Here is a 19,162-nt window from a genome sequence, read left to right as displayed (position 1 = left end):
TTCCCGAGCACCGTCAGGAATCACACGAACGCAGGGAGACACGCTTGTCCAAGATCGAATCGGTTCTTCACGAAACCCGTCAGTTCGCGCCGCCCGCGGCGCTCGAGAAGACGGCGACCATTTCCGGCATGCCGGCCTATCGCGCGCTCGTCGCCGAGGCCGAGCAGGATTACGAAGGCTTCTGGGCGCGTCTCGCGCGCGAGGGCCTCGCGTGGCACAAGCCGTTCACGACGGTGCTCGACGAGCGCAACGCGCCGTTCTACAAGTGGTTCGACGACGGCGAGCTGAACGCGTCGTACAACTGTCTCGACCGTCACGTCGAAGCCGGCAACGGCGGGCGCGTCGCGGTGATCTTCGAGGCCGACGACGGCACCGTCACCCGCGTCACCTATGCGGACCTCCTCGCACGCGTGTCGCGCTTCGCGAATGCGCTGAAGAAACGCGGTATCGGCAAGGGCGATCGCGTCGTGATCTATATCCCGATGTCGATCGAAGGCATCGTCGCGATGCAGGCCTGCGCGCGCATCGGCGCGACGCACTCGGTCGTGTTCGGCGGCTTCTCCGCGAAATCGCTGAACGAGCGGCTGGTCGACGTCGGCGCGGTGGCCCTCATCACGGCCGACGAGCAGGCCCGCGGCGGCAAGACGCTGCCGCTCAAGAGCATCGCCGACGAGGCGATCGCGATGGGCGGCTGCCAGGCGGTCAAGAGCGTGATCGTCTATCGCCGCACCGGCGGCAATATCGACTGGCATGCAGGCCGCGACCTGTGGATGCACGAACTCGCCGACGGCGAATCCGACCGCTGCGAGCCGACCTGGGTCGGCGCCGAGCATCCGCTGTTCATCCTGTATACGTCGGGCTCGACCGGCAAGCCGAAGGGCGTGCAGCACAGCACGGGCGGCTACCTGCTGTGGGCCGCGCAGACGATGAAGTGGACCTTCGACTGGAAACCCGACGACGTGTTCTGGTGCACGGCCGACATCGGCTGGGTCACGGGCCACACGTACATCACCTACGGGCCGCTCGCGTGCGGCGGCACGCAGGTCGTGTTCGAGGGCGTGCCGACTTATCCGGACGCCGGCCGCTTCTGGAAGATGATCGACGATCACAAGGTGACGGTGTTCTACACCGCGCCGACCGCGATCCGTTCGCTGATCAAGGCGGCCGAAGCCGACGACAAGGTGCATCCGAAGAGCTATGACCTGTCGAGCCTGCGCATCATCGGCACCGTCGGCGAGCCGATCAATCCGGAAGCGTGGATGTGGTACCACAAGCATGTCGGCGGCGAACGCTGCCCGATCGTCGACACGTGGTGGCAGACCGAAACCGGCGGCCACATGATCACGCCGCTGCCGGGCGCGACACCGACCGTGCCGGGTTCATGCACGCTGCCGCTGCCGGGCATCATGGCCGCGGTGGTCGACGAGACCGGCCAGGACGTGCCGAACGGGCAAGGCGGCATCCTCGTCGTCAAGCGTCCGTGGCCGGCGATGATCCGCACGATCTGGGGCGACCCGGAGCGTTTCAAGAAGAGCTATTACCCAGAGGAACTCGGCGGCACGCTCTATCTGGCCGGTGACGGCACCGTACGTGACAAGGACACCGGCTACTTCACGATCATGGGCCGAATCGACGACGTGCTGAACGTGTCGGGCCACCGGCTCGGCACGATGGAGATCGAATCGGCGCTGGTGTCGCACGAACTCGTGGCGGAGGCGGCGGTGGTCGGCCGTCCGGACGACACGACGGGCGAGGCGGTCGTGGCGTTCGTGGTGCTGAAGCGTTCGCGCCCGGAAGGCGACGAAGCGGCGGCGCTCGCGAAGACGCTGCGCGACTGGGTCGGCAAGCAGATCGGGCCGATCGCGAAGCCGAAGGACATCCGCTTCGGCGACAACCTGCCGAAGACGCGCTCGGGCAAGATCATGCGGCGCCTGCTGCGCTCGCTCGCGAAGGGCGAGGCGATCACGCAGGACACGTCCACGCTCGAGAATCCGGCCATCCTCGAGCAGTTGAACCGCTCGATGTGACATTGCCCGCCACGGCGGGCGCATCGCTTCACCGCGGCACCGCAGCACGGCCGCCGGCCCGGCTCTGACACCGGGCTCGCGGGCCGTGTTGCGGCGCCGGCGAGAAGCATCGCCGTGCGTTCCCCGACGGCACGGCATGCAGGCGGCTCGCCTCGCATCCGCCATCGAAGTTTTAATTAGTCGTACGTATTATAACACTCAAAAAACGGAGACAGACGATGAAGAGCAGGACATGGACGATTTGCGCGGCGCTGCTCGGCGCGGCGGCAAGCACGAGCAGTTTCGCGCAGAGCAGCGTCACGCTGTACGGCGATCTCGATGCCGCATTGCTCTATACGAGCCGATCGCTCGATTCGGCAACCGGCGGCAACGCCGGACGCCAGTTCGCGCTGACCGACACGGGCATGACGCCGACCAACTTCGGCATCACGGGCACCGAGGATCTCGGCGGCGGGCTGCACGCGCGATTCAAGCTGGAGAGCGGCTTCAACATCACGGACGGCGCGTTCGGCCATTCGAACGGCAACTTCTTCGGCCGCCAGGCGTGGGTCGGGATCGACGGCGGCTTCGGCGAAACGAAGGTCGGCCTGCAGTTCTCGCCATTCGTGCTCGCGATACTCGGATCGGATCCGCGCAACGTCTCGCACTTCGGTGCCGCGCTGGTTCCGTACGTCGACAACGTGCTCGTCACGGGCCTCTTCAACCCGAATGCGATTTCGTACACGAGCCCGACGATCGCCGGGCTGACGGCCAGCGCGATGTTCGGCTTCGGCGGAAAGGCCGGCGACTTCCAGGCGGGACGCCAGTATTCCGGCAGCCTCACCTACGCGAACGGCGGCTTCATGCTCAACGCGGCGCTCTACGACGGCAACGGCGGCACGTCGCCGACGCCGGTGCCGAGCACGGTCGCGTTCGTCGGCCGCACGATCGGCACCGCCTATACGTTCGGGCCGGTGACCGGCAAGGCGTCGTTCACGAGCTACAAGGTCGCCGGCTCGTTCAGCAACAACGTGTATAGCGCCGGCCTCGACTATCGCGTCACGCCGGCCCTCGACCTGAACACCGGCGCGTGGTACACGACCGACCGCAACGATTCGCACAATCATTCGCTGCTTGCCGCGATCGGCGCCGACTACAGCCTGTCGAAGCGAACGGGCCTGTATGCGCAGGTCGGCGTGGTCAACAACCACGGCGCGATGAATACCGGCCTCGGCATCACGGGCGGCGCGTTGTACGGGTTGCCGGGCACGACGGTCGGTGTCAACGCCGGCATCCACCACGTGTTCTGACGCAGCGCCTGCGCACGGGCGGCCGCTGCGCGCCGCCCGTCCCACTCCACACCGCGGCGCCGCCGCCACGGAAACGTGGCGCGAACGCGCCCCGCCCGGCGCCGGTCCGGCCATCCGGCATGCCGATCTCGATGTTTACCCGACCTCAAGTCCGCGGCCGTGCGGCCGTCAAGTCAGGAACGCACGCCCAACATCCGCCGGGAACCCGGCGCGCATGCCCTCAAGGAGACCCACCAACGTGAACTTCTTCGGAATCGGCCGCGGCCGCCGTTCGTCGCGCGCGCTCGTCGGCGACATCGCCGAACAGGCCGGCAGGCTCGGCATCGAGATCTGCGACGTGTCGGGCCACGTCGAGGAAGTCGCGGCCCGCGTCGCCCGGCAGGCGGAGGTCTGCCATACGCTGCGCGAATCGGCCGCGCTCACGCTGCGCGGCAACCACCGGATCGCCGAGGCCGCGCAGCAGGTACGCGACGTCAGCGCCAATGCGTCGAATGCGGTCCGGCAGTCGCAGCAGACGATCGAGGCGTCGCTCGCCGACATTCACGGCCTCGTCGAGGGCGTCACCACGATCAGCGACCAGATGGGTGCGCTGCGCGACGCGCTCGATCACGTGCGGGCCGTGTCCGAGGAAATCTCCGTCATCGCGCGACAGACCCACCTGCTCGCGCTGAACGCCGCGATCGAGGCCGCGCGCGCCGGCGAGTCGGGCCGCAGCTTCGCGGTGGTCGCGGCCGAGGTCAAGAACCTGTCCGCGAAGACCGGGCAGGCGACGGCCCAGATCGAGACGACCCTCGCGCGGCTCGCCGAGCAGACCGAACACCTGCTCGCGGAAGGCACCGACAACGCCGCCCGCGCGCATCGCGTACGCGAGGGCACGCGCACGATCGGCGAGGTCGTGCACGCGACCGGCCACGCGATCACCGAGCTGGCCGGCGAGGCCGAACAGATCGCATCGCTGACGGACGAGATCGAGGCGCAGTGCCACCGTCTCGACGAGCAGGTGGGCGAGATGGCGTCCGGCGTCGAGAACTCGGCCGACAACTTCTCGCAGGCCAAGGACCGGCTCGGCAATCTGCTCTCCGTTTCCGAGACGCTGATCGAGCTCACCGCCGCGACCGGCGTCGACTCGCCCGACACGCGCCTGATCGACACCGCGCGGAGCACGGCCGCCGCGATCAGCAAACTCTTCGAGGAGGCGGTCGGCCGCGGCGATATCGCGCTCGACGCGCTCTTTGACGCGCACTACGAACCGATTCCCGGCACCGACCCGCAGCAGTTCATGACGCGCTTCACGGCGTTCACCGATCGCGTGCTGCCCGCCGTCCAGGAGCTGGTGCTCGACCTCGACGACCGCGTCGTCTATTGCGCAAGCTTCGACCGGCAGTGCTACCTGCCGACCCACAACCGGAAGTTTTCGCTGCCGCAGCGCGCGGACGCCGCCTGGAACGCGGCGAATTGCCGGAACCGCCGCATCTACACGGACCGGACCGCGCGCATGTCGGTATCGCATAACAAACCGTTCCTGTTGCAGACCTATCGGCGCGACATGGGCAACGGCCAGTTCGTGCTGATGAAGGACGTGTCCGCGCCGATCGTCGTCGGCGGACGGCCATGGGGTGTGCTGCGGATCGGCTACAGCGTCTGAACCGGCGCGGGCGGGCCGCGCCTACTGCTCCAGCCCCACTCCCAGCGGCCGCTGGTCGCTGCGCCCGTGATCGTCGACCACCCGCACGGTATAGCTGCCGGCCGTGCGCGGCTGCCAGAACAGCGCGTCGCCCGGCGCGCTGCGGCCGACATACGCGTCGTTGACGAACCAGTAAAGCGCATGCGCGCTCGCATCGGCGGTCGCGTTGAACGCGATGCGGGTTTCGTCGGTGCTTTTCACGCGCATCGCATACGTACTGCCGCGCAGCGGCGACGTGATGCGCGGCGGATCGCCTTCGAGCTGCCCCGCATCGCGACAATCCGCATTCTGCGGCGGCCGCCGGCGCGGAATGCCGGCCTGCGCGAATACCTGCTGCAAGTCCGACGGCCAGAACTCGAAGACCTCCGTATGCGTGCGCTTGCCGTCGTACGGCGGGCACGCGGCCTTCCCCGTCGCGTCGTCGATCACGACGGGCCGGTGCACGGTGCTCACGCGGATCGGCGACGTGCCCGGAATGAACCACGTCCAGCCCTGCTGCGGACACCACTCGTTCGGCAGGTCGCCGCTCGCGAGGCAGACCCGCACGCGCTTCAGGCGCGGCGGCACCGCGCGCGGCGGCTCGACGAGCGTGCGCTCGGCGTTCATCGCATCGACGACCTGAAAGAACAGCGGCGCGGCCGCATCGACACCGACGAACGCGGTATTGGTCGAATTGTCGAAATTGCCGACCCACACGACCAGCACGTACGGGCCGAACACGCCGGCCGTCCACGCATCGCGGAACGACCATGACGTGCCGGTCTTCCAGTACACGGGCACGCTCGACGGCTGCGCGCCGCTCGTCTCGTCGGGGCGCAGGTGCTGGCGCAGCATGTCCATCGTCATGTAGCTCGCTTCGGCGCTCAGCAGGCGCCGGCCGGGCAGCGCCGGCTCGTCCGCGCGCAGCCGCAGCGGCCGGAACTCGCCGCGGTTCGCGAGCATCGCATACAGCGCCGCGAGATCCTGCATCGTCACTTCGCCGCCGCCGAGCACGAGCGCGAGCCCGTAGTGCTGCGCGCTCGCGAGCCGGCGCACGCCCGCGTCCTGCAGGAACCGGTACAGCTCCGGCGACTTGAGCTGCGACGCGACCCACACGGCCGGCACGTTGCGGCTGCGGTTCAGCGCGTCGGTCGCCGTGATCGGCCCGAGGAAATGGCCGTCGAAATTTTCCGGCGCATACGGGCCGAACGACGTCGGCACATCGCGCAGCACGGTCTGCGGATGCAGCACGCCCTGGTCGAAGCCGAGCGCATAGATGAACGGCTTGAGCGTCGAGCCCGGTGAGCGCCGCGCAAGCGTGCCGTTCACCTGCCCGTCGATCGTGCGATCGAAGAAATTCGCGGAGCCGACCAGCGCCTTCACGCCCATGTCGCGCGTATCGACGAGGATGGCCGCCGCGTTGCGCACGCCCCGCGTATCGTTGCGCGCGACATAGCGTGAAATCTGCCGTTCGAGCGTGCGTTGCAGGTTGAGATCGACGGTCGTCGCGAGCCGCGCGCCGCCATCGCTGTCGCTGTCGCGGTTGCCATCGGCCACCGAGCCGCCCTGCGTCGTACGCCACGCGCTGTGCGCAGCAAGCGCCTGGTCGACCGCATGCGGCGCATCAAACGGCAGCGCGGACAGCGGCCGCATCGCCAGCGGCAATGCGAACAACGGCTTGAGCGACGCATCGCCCGGATGCTTCGTCAGCCAGCGCGCATACAGCCGGTTGCGCGACGCGGCCAGCGCCCGGTTGATCTCGTCCTGCCCGCCGCGCACGCGCCGCGCCGGGTCCTGCGGAATCACCGCGAGCGCAAGCGCTTCGGGCAGCGTCAGCGCGTCGGGCATCCGGTCGAAATAGACGACGCTCGCGGTGCCCGCGCCTTCGACGTTGCGGCCGTACGGCGCGTCGTTCAGATACGCTTCGAGAATCTGCCGCTTCGAATAGAACAGTTCGAGCTGCACCGCGCGCGCGACCTGCTCGAGCTTGCCGGCCGGCGTGCGCGTGTTCAGCTTCCACAGCGAGCGCGCGAGCTGCATCGTCAGCGTCGAGCCGCCCTGCGGATTGCCGCCGCGCACATACGTGATCCACGCGCCGCGCGCGAGCCCGTACGGATTGAAACCCGGATGCCACCGGAACCAGCGGTCCTCGTGCAGCATCACGGCTTCGACGAGCTGCGGCGACATCCGGTCGAGCGGCACCCACAGCCGGTAGCGGTCGTCCTTCGCGAGCGTCAGGCGCAGCAACCGGCCCTGCGCGTCCGTCACCGCGACCGACGACGGTTTCCAGTCGCGCAGCGGCGGATGCGACCACAGCCGGCACGCAGCCAGCGCGCCGAACACGAGCAACGCGCCCGCGAGCCAGTTCTGCCAGCGATGCAGCCAGCGGCCGGCGCCGTGCAGCACGCGTCGGCGCATGGATGCGTCAGCCACGCCCGGTCGCTCCTTGCTTTCGACGCGGCCTGCAACGCTGGTGCAGCCGCCTCGTCATCGAACGCGCTCCACCGTCAGCGCCGTGCCGCCCGGCGCCTGCGCCTGCACGCGGCGGTCGTACATCGATTCGCCGTAGGCCGGCGGCGCAATGAAGCGGCCCGCGTTGCTCGCCTTGATCCGGTAGACGAACTCGCGCACGTCGGTCGTCGCGGTGCCATAGATCACCACGCGATCCTCGCGGATATCCGCGAACTGCGGCTGCCACGTCGAGCCCTTCACGCCGATCGGCGAATGCCACGGCGCATCGGCCGCAGGCGCCGACGCACTGCCGTCGCCGTCCCCCTCCTGCGGATCGGCCACGGGCGGCGGCGCGATGACCGGATCGAAGCCGCCCGGCAGCAGGTCGACGATCGCGACGTTGCCGACGTTCGCCGAACCGGTCGCGCGAATCTTCAGGTGCACGTCGATCTCCTGGCCGAGCGTGATCCTGGCGAGCGGCTTGCCGTCCGTATCGGTGTAGTCGCGCACGATCTCCAGCCCGTTCCTGATCGCCTTCGTCGACGCGCCGCGGTCGTAGCCCGACTGGCTCGCGACCCACCACGCCGGCAACGCGCTGCCGTTCACGAAGTCGACGCGCGACGCGCCGGCCGCCCACGTGCCCGAGCGCACGAGGTTCGCCTGGATCGACGACACGTCCTTCGGCGCGGCGCCCGCCCGCACTTCATTGATCGCGAGCTGGTCGAGCTGGCCCGCGTTCGATGCCGCATACGCGTCGAGCGCGAGAATCGTCATCGCCGACGACAGCGTGTTGTAACGGTTGTCGACGAGCGGCGCGGCGAGGTTGTCCATCGCGCGCGGCGACAGCTTGCGCACGCGCTCCGGGAAGTGCTTCGCGAGCAGGTACAGCACGCTCGCGTCGCGCGTCAGCGGGTCGATGTAGTAGCCCGTCACGTAATCGCCGTCGGACGCGCGCTTGCGTTCGAGCAACGCCTGCGGGCCGGCGATCAGCGCGGCAGCCTCCTTGTCCTGCTTCAGCAACTGGTACGACGCGGCGAGCCACGCGGCCGCGAGATCGCTGTTCCAGTCCTTCGGGTACGCATCCTGCAGCCGCTTCTGCACGGCCGCGAGGCTGTTGGTCGTCACGTTGCCCTGGCGCGTCAGCAGGTACACCGCGTACGCGCGCTGCCGCAGCAGGTCGAGCGAGCCGAGCGAATCGTTCGCGGCGAGCCGCTGCAGGTACGCGTTGCCCGCGTCGAGCATGTCCTTCGGCACCGCGACGCCACGGTCGCGCGCATCGAGCAGCACGTGCATCGCATACGCGGACACGAACGGATCGGCATCGGGCGTCGCGCTCCACAGGCCGAAGCCGCCCTGCGCGTTCTGGCGGCTGCGCAGCACGCCGAGGAACTGCGCGATCGTGCTCGCGTTCGCCGCATCGGCGCCGGCTTCGGGCGCATGCATCGCGCTCGTCAGCGCGCGCACCGACAGCCACTTCGCCGCGAACATACGCGGCACGGCCGCGCTCACCATCTGCTCGCTGCAAGCGTGCTCGAAGTTGACGAGATACGACGACAGCCCTTCGGACAGCACCAGCGGCGCGGTCGAGATGCTCGCGTCGCGCGACGCGTACGCGTCGTACATCGAGCGCAGGCTCGGCACGCCGGCCTTCTTGCCCGGATCGAGCCGCGCGATGTCGAGCTGCGTGCGGAACGCGGCGGCCGGCCGCACGGACACGTCGACGCGCTGCTGCGCGCCCTTCGCGCCGTAGCGCGCGCCGAACGACAGCGCGCCCGAGCCGAGCGTATCGGTCGCCTTCACGCGGAACAGCGCGACGCCTTCGTGCTGCGGCGCGAGCGCGACGTTCTGCGTCGCCGGCCCGATCACCTGCAACTGCGGGCCCGTCTTCAGCGTGACCGCGACCGGCACCGGCTGGTTGCCGACGCCCGTCAGGTTGTTCGCGACGCCGACGCTGACGTCGGCCTCGTCGCCCGGCGCAAGCGTCGTCGGCACGTTCGGCGACAGCACGAAATCGCCGCGCACCGTCGTCGCGCTCTCGAACGTGCCGACCAGGTCCGGCGACACCGACACGGCCATCACGCGCAGCTTCCCGTTGAAGTAGTCGGGCACCGTGTAGCTCAGGCGCGTGTCGCCGTTCACGTCGACGATCCCCGACCAGTAGACGACCGGCTTGTCGCGCTTGCGCTTGAACGGGTTCAGCTGGCGGCCGATCGCGTCGTCGGCGTCGCCGCCGGGCGCGGCCATCGCCATCAGCTTCTCGAAGTCCGGCAGGATCAGGTCGAGGATCTGCGACGTGCCGACTTCGAGCATCCGCTTGCGGAAGAAGAACTTCAGCGGATCGCCGAGCTTGTAGCGCGCGACCTGCAGGATGCCCTCGTCGACCGCGAACACGACGACCTTCGCCGGCTTTCCCGAATGCACGGTGAAGTTGACCGTGTCGCCCGGCTTCACCAGCGCCGGCGCATCGACGCTCACCGCGTTGCGGCGTGCATCGAGGTTCACCGAGAACGGCACGACGCCGTAGCTCAGCGGGCTCATGAAGATCTCGTCCGACGACGGATCGCGAATGTATTGCACGTTGATGTAGCCGTTGCCTTCGAAACCGGCCGGCACCGTGATGTGCTGGATCGAGCTCGTCGTGTCCGCATGGAACCACGCGTGCGCATACACCTTGTCGCGCTCGATCGTGATCAGGCCGCTGCCCGCGTAAGGCGCGCGGATCGCAATTTCCACCTGCTCGCCCGGCTTGAAGTCGTGCTTCGCGAGGCTTACCTGCAGCTCCGCGTTGCGGTCGAGCGAACGCGTGACGTTCGCGGCGCCCGTGACCGAATACTCGATCCGGTTCACCGCGGCGCCATCGGCGCGGCGGATCACGAGCGCATAGCTGCCCGGCTTGTCGGTGCGCAGCGCGTAGTCGAGCCCGGCCGCCGGAATCGACAACGGCTTCTCGTCGACCGGTACCTCCTTCAGCCGCGAATCGTATTTGTACGCGCCGGAATCCTGCTTGGTCAGCACCGACACGTAACGCTGCTCGACGAGCTGCGCGCGCAGGTCCTTCACGTCGATCGCCTTCGCGCCGGGGTCGATCGCGACGAGCCGCACCGTGCGCGGGCTGCCGCGCTTCACGTAGCCGAGATCGTCGACCGACTTGTAGCCGACGAGCCAGTCGTTGTTCGACACGAGCGTCTGCGCGTTCGCGGCGACGTTACGCCCGCCTTCCGCTTCGTACGCCTTCGCCTGGAAGTAGAGCTGGTAGGTCGCGTCCGCGTACTTGTCGAGATCGAGATCGAATTCGGCATGGCCCTTGTCGTCGGTCGTGCCGTCCTGCAGCGTGGTCGTATAGCCCTCCTTCGCGCGGCGTGCGTCGAAGAAGTGATACCCCTGCCAACTGCGGAACGACGGCCACACGGGGCGCAGCGTCAGCGTCGCCGCGACGCGGCGTTTCTCGGCCGGCGTGCCGAACAGGTTCTGCGCATCGACGATGCCCTTCAGCCCCTTCGGCTTCACCCACCCTTCGACGACCTGCTGCGACAGCTTCGCGTCGACCTTCATCCGGTCGGGCAGGAACTCCTTCACCTGCACCGTCGTGCTGCCGATCGGCTCGGCGCCCGGCTGGCCGTCCTTGACGATATACAGGTTGACGGTCCACGTACCGGTCGGCGCCGTTTCGGCGGTCGTGTAGCCGAGCTCGGTGAAACCCGTCGCGTCGACGGTCACCGGCTTGCGCTCGACGGTCATCCCGCGCGGGTCGACGATCTCCGCCTGCAGCGGCACGCCGGCCGGGCTGCGCGCCCAGCTGGCCGCGCGCACGATCAGGCCGATGTGGAACGGATCGCCGGGCCGGTACAGGCCGCGATCCGAGAACAGGTGCGCGGACAGTTGCCCCTGGCCCGTCGCGTTGCGTTCGCCGTCGACGTCGAAGCGCGAGAAGTCCAGCTGGCGATCGCGGCCGGCCACCGGCAGGAACGACAGGTCGGTGTCCTTCTTCACGACGTACAGTTGCGGACGCTTCTCGCGGTCGAGCCCCTTGAACGCGGGGAAATGCACGACGCCGTCGGCGCCGGTCGTCTGCGTGAACAGCGCCTGCCCGTTCACCGCGAGCACCGACACGGTTGCGCCCGCAACCGGCTTGCCCGACCGGATCGACTGGATGAACACGTCCTGGCTGCCGTCCAGCGCACGCTTGACCAGCATCCCGAGATCGGTCACGACGATCAGGCGCGTGTCGCCGAGCGCGTTGTCGCCGTCGTCGCCGTTGCCGCTGCTGTCGCCCGAATCGGCGCTGTCGGACTGATCCTGGCTGCCGTCGCCGGACGCCGCATCGCTGTCCTTCGCATCGTCGGCTTTCTTCTTTTCGGCTGCCGGATCGTACTTCGACAGATGCAGCAGGAACACGCCGCGCTTGCCGTCCTTCAGGTACTGGCCGAGGTCGATGCCTTCGTAATGCGCCTTGCCGGGGTCGCCGGCCGGGAACGCGCGGGTCTGCACGAAGCGCTCGACGATGTGATCCTCGCTGAACGAATACGACAGCTCGGGCCGCGCGTACGTGCCGTTGTTGAAGCTCACGAGATGCTGGATCTGGTCGGGCAGCACGCGGCCGATCTCGACCTTCATGCCCGGCAGGTTGCGCGACACGACCGACAGCCGCTTGCTGCCGCTCATCGACAGCAGCGAGCCGTCGGCCATGAAACGCAGCAGCTTCGGATAATCGGGCACCGTGAAGGCGTTCGTCACCGGCTCGCCGAGCCGGTAGCCGCCCGCCGATTTCAGGTCGCCCTCGAATCGCACGACGACGCGCTCGCCCGGCGTCGCGTGGTACTTGAAGCTCTGCAGCGTCGCGAAGTCGTTCTCGGTCGGCACGACTTCGAGCGGCAGCGGCTTCGACTGCTTCAGCACCGCGTCGCTGATGTCGGCCACGTTCCATTCGTACGGCGGATCGTCGTCCGCCTGCTCGACGCCCGGCTTGCGCTTCGGCAGCACCCACGCCTTCGCGCGCGCGGCCAGCTCGGCGCCGCGCACGCCGTCGGAGGTTTCGGCGACGAGCACCTGTTCGGGCTCGTAGCGCTCGTTGTCGACGAGGGTCGGCGCGATATTGCCGATCGACAGGCTGTACAGCCCCGGCACGCCGACCGACGCATGCAGCACATCCGGCGTGCCGTTGCCGCCGCGCGCGCTCTTCACGCCCTTGTCGACGTCGAGCCGCACCGCGAGCGGATCGCGCGGAATCTCGAGCGGCGGCGAGTAGACCCACGCGCTCGTCTTCGTCTTGTCGTAGTTGACCGTGTAACGCAGCGGCGACACTGTCTTGCCGTCGCGGCCGACCAGCACGAGGCCGATGCGCTTCTCGAACTCGGCCGGATCGACCGGGTAATTGAAGCGCAACTGCAGCAGCGCCTGCTTCTCCGCCGGATTGTCGGGGTTCTGGTAGAACTGGTTGTCGCCGAACGTCGCGGCGAATGCCGGCACGTCGAACGCGAAACGGTCGTCGTGCATCGTCACCTGCGGCGCGAATACCCGATGCACGGCGAAGCGCACCTCGACGTGCGCGCCGACCGGCCAGTCGGCCGCCGGCGTGAAGCGCAACGTCTTGTCGTCGGCCCACTCCCACGCGCCCTTCAGCGCGGGCGTCATCTCGATGCCGTCACCGGCCGGCTTGCCGACCCGTTCGATCGGCGCGGCCGATTGCGAGAACGCCACTTCCAGCGGATGCACGGTGATCTTCGGCTTGTCGGTGTCGTCGACCTCGTAGGTCGTGATCGCCGGCGCCTTCACGGTGAAGCCGACGGTTTCGGGCTCCGGCGGCTTCGGGCGATGCTTGAACCAGTAGCCGCCGTAACCGAGCGCGGCCGCGAGCAGCACGATGCCGCCGGCGTGCCACGGGCGGCGGCGCACGGCCGCAGCGGTGACGCCCATCCACGCGGGCGCCGTCCACGACAGGTTGCCGACCAGCGGCCGCAGCGCGCAGCCGAGCAGCCACCAGACGAAGCCCGCCACGCGAATCGGCAGGAGCAGCAGGAAACGCAGCAAATCCATTTTGTTATTTCCTTGTCAAGGACATGCTGCCCAAGCGGCAACCTTCCCCGAATCGTTATGGGTCTGTGACGGCGCGGCCCGGTTGCGCCGTGAATACTTGGTATGTTCGACCGGATGCTGGGCGCCATTATCGACCAGACCCGAAACGATGGAAATATCGGCGTGCCGGCGCGCAACGCCGGCCGACGACCGGCCGGTCGGGCGGATTTCCGCGAGTTTCGGGGCTGCGGCGCGACCTCTGCACACGGCCGCGCCGCGTTCGCTAGAATGCGCGGCTCGGCAGGATTGAATCGAAATGAAAGGAACCCGCTTGAAACTCCCGTTCGAATGGCAGATCGGGCTGCGCTACGCGCGCGGCGGCCGGCGCTCGGCTGGCGACGGCTTCGTGTCGTTCATCGCCGGCGCCGCGATGGCCGGCATCGCGCTCGGCGTGGCCGCGCTGATCGTCGTGCTGTCGGTGATGAACGGCTTTCGCACCGAGGTGCGCGACCGGATGCTGTCGGTGCTCGCGCACGTGGAAATCTTCTCGCCGTCCGGCGCGATGCCCGACTGGCGGCTGACCGCGCACGAATCGTTACAGAATGCTGCGGTGCGTGCCGTCGCGCCCTATGTCGACGCGCAGGCGCTGCTGACGAACGCGGGCAACGTGACGGGCGTCGCGCTGCGCGGCATCGATCCGGTGCTCGAGCCGCGCGTGTCCGAAATCGCGCGCAAGCTGAAGACCGGCCGCCTCGACGCGCTCGTGCCGGGCGAGATGGGCATCGTGCTCGGCGCGGCGCTCGCCGACGCGCTGCACGTGAAGATCGGCGACCGCGTCACGTTCTTCGCGCCCGGCAACACCACACGCGTCGGCGACGCGCTGCCGCGGTTCCGTCAGTTCAACGTGGTCGGCACGTTCGAATCGGGCCACTACCAGTACGACAGCGCGCTCGCGTACATCCACATCCGCGACGCGCAGCAACTGTCCAACGTGCCCGCGCCGACCGGTATCCGGCTGCGCCTCGACGATCTGCAGCGCGCGCCGGAGATCGCGCTCGCGCTGTCGCGCACGCTGTCGGGCAACCTGTACATCCGCGACTGGACGCGGCAGAACCGCACGTGGTTCGAAGCCGAGCGGCTGCAGAAACGGATGCTGTCGCTGATCCTGATGCTGATCGTCGCGGTCGCCGCGTTCAACCTCGTGTCGTCGCTCGTGATGACGGTCACGCAGAAGCAGGGCGACATCGCGATCCTGCGCACGCTCGGCGCGCCGCCCCGCTCGATCATGAAGATCTTCGCGATCCAGGGGATGACGATCGGCCTCGCCGGCACGCTGGCGGGCGTCGCGCTCGGCTGCGCGATCGCGGTGAGCATCCCGGTGGTGCTGCCGGCGATCGAGCAGGTGCTCGGCATCCGCTTCCTGACGCCGTCCGTGTATTTCCTCAGCGCGCTGCCGTCGAAGCTCTCGGCGCTCGACGTGATCGAGATCGCGTCGGCCGCGTTCCTGATGTCGTGCGTCGCGACGCTGTACCCGAGCTGGCGCGCCGCGCGGGTGCGGCCGGCCGAAGCGCTGCGCGACGAGTAGGCGCGATCGGCGCGGCGTTACGCGGTCTCGTGAAAGCCGATGCTGGTGCCGCCATCCTGGGCATAGCCGGCGAGCACGTCGAAGCCGACGTTGACGAGTTCCATGCGCATGCCGTAGGACTTCCCGGGAAGTTGAGACCGCCCGCCGCCCGCATACCGAAACTTTGTTTGACCCAAACTAAAAAAGTTTGACACGGACATTTCACTGAGATAACTTTTGCGCAAGCTTCCGGAAAGCAATCCGGCCAGCGTGCCGACTCGCGTCGCGCTTTCCTGTCGTTGCAGCACCGCCGTTCGCAACATTCCCGCCTCATCGCATCGCGCCGTTCCGTTTCATCCGAAACCTGAAGGAAGCCCGGGCATGCCCGCATTTGATTCGCACTCCTGCATTCGCAGCAAACCGCCGCACTGACGATTTCCGTTCGGGGCGATGCGCTCGCCTCGACGCCGACCGGATGCGCGCCGCCTGACGCGCGCCGGCACCGGGCGAGATTCTCATCCGTCTCGCCCGCCGTTTTTTGATGGTGCAGTTCCGCTTCATCCGACGCAGCACCCGGCCAGGCCGCAGGGGGCGTATCGCGAGCCGGCCGGTTCCAGACAAACACAAGAGACGAGGTCGACTCAATGAACATTCATCGAACCGGAGTGCGGCGCGCATGGCTGCCCGCGCTCGTGGCGGCCGCGACGCTCGCCGCGTGCGGCGGCGACGACGGCGGCAGCGTGGCGGGCGTGTCAGCGCTCGCACAGGGCCAACAGGAGGGAGCCGCCGCCGCGGCCGATACCTCCAATACGCAATCGCTCGGGTCGCACTTTTCGCCGTCCGGCGTCCCGTACGCGAATCCGGCGAGCAGCGGACGCTACAAGCCGGTGATCAGCAACGGCCAGGTGCAGCCGTCACTGTCGGGCGGCACGATCGAGGAGAACGCGTGGGTCGACACGCCGGTCGATTCCGACGGCGACGGCACGCGCGACCGCATCCACGTGCGCATCGTGCGGCCGTCCGAAACCGCGAACGGCGCGCGCACGCCCGTCATCGTGCTCGCGAGCCCGTATTACGCGGGGCTCGCCGACAGCCCCGACCACGACGTCGACGTCGAACTCGACGGCACGCCGCATCCGTCCGCGACGGCCGGCGCCGCGGCATCGGCGTCCACCCGCATCCTGGCCGCCGCACCGCAGTCGCGGATGCTGCAGCAGGTCGAGGCCGCCGCCGCCGGCCGCTCGTGGATCGAAGGCTACTTCGTGCCGCGCGGCTTCACGATCGTCTATGCGGATTCGCTCGGCACCGCCGGCTCGGACGGCTGCCCGACGATCCTGACGCGCGACGAATCGGTCGCGATGGCGTCGGTGATCCGCTGGCTCGGCCGCGATGCGACCGCGAAGGACGCGAACGGCAAGACGGTCGTCGCGAACTGGTCGACCGGCCACGTCGGCATGTACGGCGTGTCGTACGACGGCACGCTGCCGAAGATGGTCGCGAGCCTGCGCACGCGCGGGCTCGACGCGATCGTGCCGATCGCCGGGCTGTCGAACATGTACGGCTACTACCGCTCGGGCGGCCTCGTGCGCGCGCCGGAAGGCTATCAGGGCGAGGATGTCGACGTGTACATCAAGGCGCTGCTGACCAACGCGCATCCGGAACGCTGCACGCACCTGATCGACGAAGCGCTGCAGCAGGAAGACCGCAAGACCGGCGACTATTCGCCGTTCTGGGCCGCGCGCGACATTCCGACCGGGTTCGCGGTCGCGCCGGCGCTCGTCGCGCAGGGGCTCACCGACGACAACGTGCGCGTCGACCAGTCGACGTCGTGGTATCTGGCGATGCGACGCCAGGGCGTGCCGACCCAGCTGTGGCTGCATCGCCTGAAGCACACCGATCCGACCCGTGTGCCGGCGATGGCCGACGCATGGACCGCGGAGGTGAACCGGTGGTTCACGCGCTTCCTGATCGGCTATGACAACGGCGTCGAGCACGATCCGCGCGCGGTGATCGCGCAGGCGGACGGCACGCTGCTGAAGGAAGCCGACTGGGCTGCGCGGCACGCCACGCCGGTCACGTACTTCGCAGGCGGCGACGGCGCGAGCACCGGCACGCTGCTGCGGCTGCCGAACGGCGGCCCGCTCGCGCGCTTCACCGACGATGCGCGCATTCCCGCGCTCACGCTGGCGAACACGCCGACCGGCGAAAACCGCAGCCGCTTCGAGACGGCCCCGCTGACGGCCGCCGCGCGCCTCTCCGGCGCCGCAACCGCACGCGTCAGGCTGACCTTCACGGGCGTCGCGAACGTGACGGCGCTGCTGGTCGACCGCGCGCCGGACGGCACGGCGACGATCGTCACGCGCGCGTGGACCGACCCGCGCAACCGGCTGTCCGAGTGGGTGTCGCAGCCCGTGCTGCCCGGCATGCCGTACGACCTGAAGCTGACGTTCATGCCGCGCGACTACAAACTGGAAGCCGGCCACCGGCTGGGGCTCGTCGTCCTCTCCAGCGACTACGAAGCGACGTTGCGGCCGACGCCCGGCGCCGGGCTGACGCTCGATCCGGCCGGCACGTCGGTGACGGTGCCGCTGGCTTCGCCGTCGACGGGCGCGTAGCCGTGCGCCGGCTGCCGGCGTAACGGCGCCGCCTCCCCCGCCTGCATGCGCGTCGATGCGGGCGGGGGAATCGCTGCACGAAGGGAACACCTGCGATAGGCTGCGGAAATCGACTGCCTGCGGTGAAGCCCACATGATTCCCATCAGCGCCAAAGCCATCGTCCGTGACGGACGCTCGGTCCTGTTCCTGCGCAATCCCCGCGACGAGTGGGAGCTACCGGGCGGCTGGCCCGAAGCCGGCGAATCGCTCGAAGCCACCGTCACACGCGAAGTGCAGGAAGAATGCGGAATCGTCGCATCCGCGATTCGCTACGTGGGCAGCCGTTCGTGCGAGGTCGTGCCGGGCAAGCGCGTACTCATCGTGTGCTTCCAGTGCGAGGTCGATCGTCGCGAAATCGTGCTGAGCGACGAGCACGACCAGTTCGGCTGGATCGATCTCGATGCCGGCAAGCCGGCGAACCTGCCGGATTTCTACTGGACATTCTGCAAGCAGGCGGACTGATTCGACGCCGCCGCCCGGCGCTCACACCGGCGTCAACACCGGCTGCCCCGCGAAATGCCGCGCCGCGTTGTCGAGAAACTGGCGCACCGAACGATCGAGCGCCTCGGGCGACCAGCCGCCCATGTGCGGTGTCAGCACGACGCTGTCGAGATCCGTCAGCGCACGCGGCGGCTCCGGTTCGCCTTCGTACACGTCGAGCCCCGCGCCCGCGATGCGCCGTTCGCGCAGCGCGTCTGTCAAAGCAGCGGTATCGACAACGCTGCCGCGCGACACGTTGACGAGAAAGCCGCCGGGGCCAAGTGCGTCGAGCACGGTGCGATCGATCAGGTGCCGCGTGCCCGCGCCGCCCGGCGTCGCGACGATCAGGAAATCGGCCCACTGCGCGAGCGCATCGACCCGGTCGAAATAGCGGTACGGCACCGGCTTCTCCGATCGGTTGTGGTAACCGATCCCGATGTCGAAGCCGGCCGCGCGGCGCGCGCACTTCTCGCCGATCTTGCCGAGCCCGACGATGCCGAGCTTCCTGCCCGACACGTTCGGCGGCATCGGCAGCCCTTCGCGCCACACGCCCGCGCGGGTTTTCGCATCGAGCTGCACGACGTTGCGCACCGCCGCGAGCAGCAGCGCGAACGCGTGATCGGCGACGCAATCGTCGTTGGTGCCGGCGCCCGTGACCACGGTGATGCCGCGCGCCTTCGCGTGCGCGACATCGATGTGCTCGTAGCCTGCACCGAGCGCGCTGACGAACGTGAGCTGCGGCAGCCGGTCGATCTCGGCGGCGGTCAGCCCCGTGCTGCCGTTGGTCAGCACCGCGCGAATCGTGCCGCCGTGTTCGGCGATCGCGCGTTCGCGCGCGTCGGGCGTCGGGGCATAACGCACGTCGAACGACGCGGCGATTTCGCGATGCGCGTCGCCGCGCAGTGCGATGAGGACCAGCAGCTCGGGCTTCATGTCAGCAAATGTCCGCAGGCGGGAACGAATTTCAGTGTAACAAGCCCGCATGACGGATGCGGGTTATCCCCACACCGGCTGTGGAAAC

10 protein-coding genes are annotated in these 19,162 nt (G+C 68.6%); 6 read left to right on the top strand and 4 right to left on the bottom strand.

The window, feature by feature from the left end:
- Window positions 1-44: 44 nt before the first annotated feature.
- From acs to HWX03_RS27715, 3 genes are all read left to right on the top strand, one after another.
- Window positions 45-2,027 (top strand): acetate--CoA ligase, encoded by a 1,983-nt coding sequence (acs, locus tag HWX03_RS27725; protein WP_175873443.1) that lies wholly within the window; start codon window positions 45-47, stop codon window positions 2,025-2,027.
- A gap of 218 nt (window positions 2,028-2,245) precedes the next feature.
- On the top strand, window positions 2,246-3,316 hold the full coding sequence (locus HWX03_RS27720) for a porin (RefSeq protein ID WP_175873442.1): 1,071 nt from the start codon (window positions 2,246-2,248) through the stop codon (window positions 3,314-3,316).
- 238 nt (window positions 3,317-3,554) lie between these two features.
- Window positions 3,555-4,961, top strand: coding sequence for a methyl-accepting chemotaxis protein (locus tag HWX03_RS27715; RefSeq protein ID WP_175873441.1), 1,407 nt, complete (start codon window positions 3,555-3,557; stop codon window positions 4,959-4,961).
- 21 nt (window positions 4,962-4,982) lie between these two features.
- On the opposite strand, the gene pbpC is transcribed toward HWX03_RS27715, so the two are convergent.
- Entirely contained in the window at window positions 4,983-7,412 is a 2,430-nt protein-coding gene (gene pbpC / locus HWX03_RS27710) for a penicillin-binding protein 1C (RefSeq protein WP_175873440.1), read from the bottom strand.
- 54 nt (window positions 7,413-7,466) lie between these two features.
- Window positions 7,467-13,463 (bottom strand): alpha-2-macroglobulin, encoded by a 5,997-nt coding sequence (locus HWX03_RS27705; protein ID WP_175873439.1) that lies wholly within the window; start codon window positions 13,461-13,463, stop codon window positions 7,467-7,469.
- A gap of 295 nt (window positions 13,464-13,758) precedes the next feature.
- Here HWX03_RS27705 and HWX03_RS27700 point away from each other — a divergent pair, with 295 nt between their 5' ends.
- Complete coding sequence (locus HWX03_RS27700; RefSeq protein ID WP_175873438.1) at window positions 13,759-15,027, top strand: lipoprotein-releasing ABC transporter permease subunit; 1,269 nt, start codon at window positions 13,759-13,761, stop codon at window positions 15,025-15,027.
- A 17-nt stretch (window positions 15,028-15,044) separates the two neighbouring features.
- On the opposite strand, the gene HWX03_RS27695 is transcribed toward HWX03_RS27700, so the two are convergent.
- The gene (locus HWX03_RS27695) at window positions 15,045-15,329 is read right to left on the bottom strand and encodes a hypothetical protein (RefSeq protein WP_175873349.1); all 285 of its coding nucleotides are present in this window, start codon (window positions 15,327-15,329) and stop codon (window positions 15,045-15,047) included.
- A 321-nt stretch (window positions 15,330-15,650) separates the two neighbouring features.
- On the opposite strand from HWX03_RS27695, the gene HWX03_RS27690 reads away from it, so the two are divergent.
- Together HWX03_RS27690 and HWX03_RS27685 are read left to right on the top strand one after the other, a co-directional pair.
- A complete protein-coding gene (locus HWX03_RS27690; RefSeq protein ID WP_175873437.1) occupies window positions 15,651-17,621 on the top strand; it encodes a Xaa-Pro dipeptidyl-peptidase in 1,971 nt (656 codons plus the stop codon).
- Between the two features lie 133 nt (window positions 17,622-17,754).
- Entirely contained in the window at window positions 17,755-18,123 is a 369-nt protein-coding gene (locus HWX03_RS27685; protein ID WP_175873436.1) for an NUDIX hydrolase, read from the top strand.
- A gap of 21 nt (window positions 18,124-18,144) precedes the next feature.
- Here the strand turns inward: HWX03_RS27685 and HWX03_RS27680 are convergent, their stop codons facing one another.
- On the bottom strand, window positions 18,145-19,074 hold the full coding sequence (locus tag HWX03_RS27680) for a 2-hydroxyacid dehydrogenase (protein ID WP_175873435.1): 930 nt from the start codon (window positions 19,072-19,074) through the stop codon (window positions 18,145-18,147).
- Window positions 19,075-19,162: the final 88 nt, after the last annotated feature.

Origin of the sequence: Burkholderia sp. BCC0397, assembly GCF_902832865.1 — a bacterium.
Taxonomy (GTDB): Bacteria; Pseudomonadota; Gammaproteobacteria; order Burkholderiales; family Burkholderiaceae; genus Burkholderia.
Note: the sequence above shows the minus strand (reverse complement) of the source record. Positions and strands in the feature narration are given on the sequence as shown.

Excerpts from the sequence above, each read along its gene's own strand:
- HWX03_RS27720 (WP_175873442.1), top strand. The coding sequence starts at position 2,246 with ATGAAGAGCAGGACATGGACGATTTGCGCGGCGCTGCTCGGCGCGGCG.
- HWX03_RS27705 (WP_175873439.1), bottom strand. The coding sequence starts at position 13,463 with ATGGATTTGCTGCGTTTCCTGCTGCTCCTGCCGATTCGCGTGGCGGGC.
- HWX03_RS27700 (WP_175873438.1), top strand. The coding sequence starts at position 13,759 with ATGAAAGGAACCCGCTTGAAACTCCCGTTCGAATGGCAGATCGGGCTG.
- HWX03_RS27695 (WP_175873349.1), bottom strand. The coding sequence starts at position 15,329 with ATGTTGCGAACGGCGGTGCTGCAACGACAGGAAAGCGCGACGCGAGTC.
- HWX03_RS27690 (WP_175873437.1), top strand. The coding sequence starts at position 15,651 with ATGAACATTCATCGAACCGGAGTGCGGCGCGCATGGCTGCCCGCGCTC.
- HWX03_RS27685 (WP_175873436.1), top strand. The coding sequence starts at position 17,755 with ATGATTCCCATCAGCGCCAAAGCCATCGTCCGTGACGGACGCTCGGTC.
- HWX03_RS27680 (WP_175873435.1), bottom strand. The coding sequence starts at position 19,074 with ATGAAGCCCGAGCTGCTGGTCCTCATCGCACTGCGCGGCGACGCGCAT.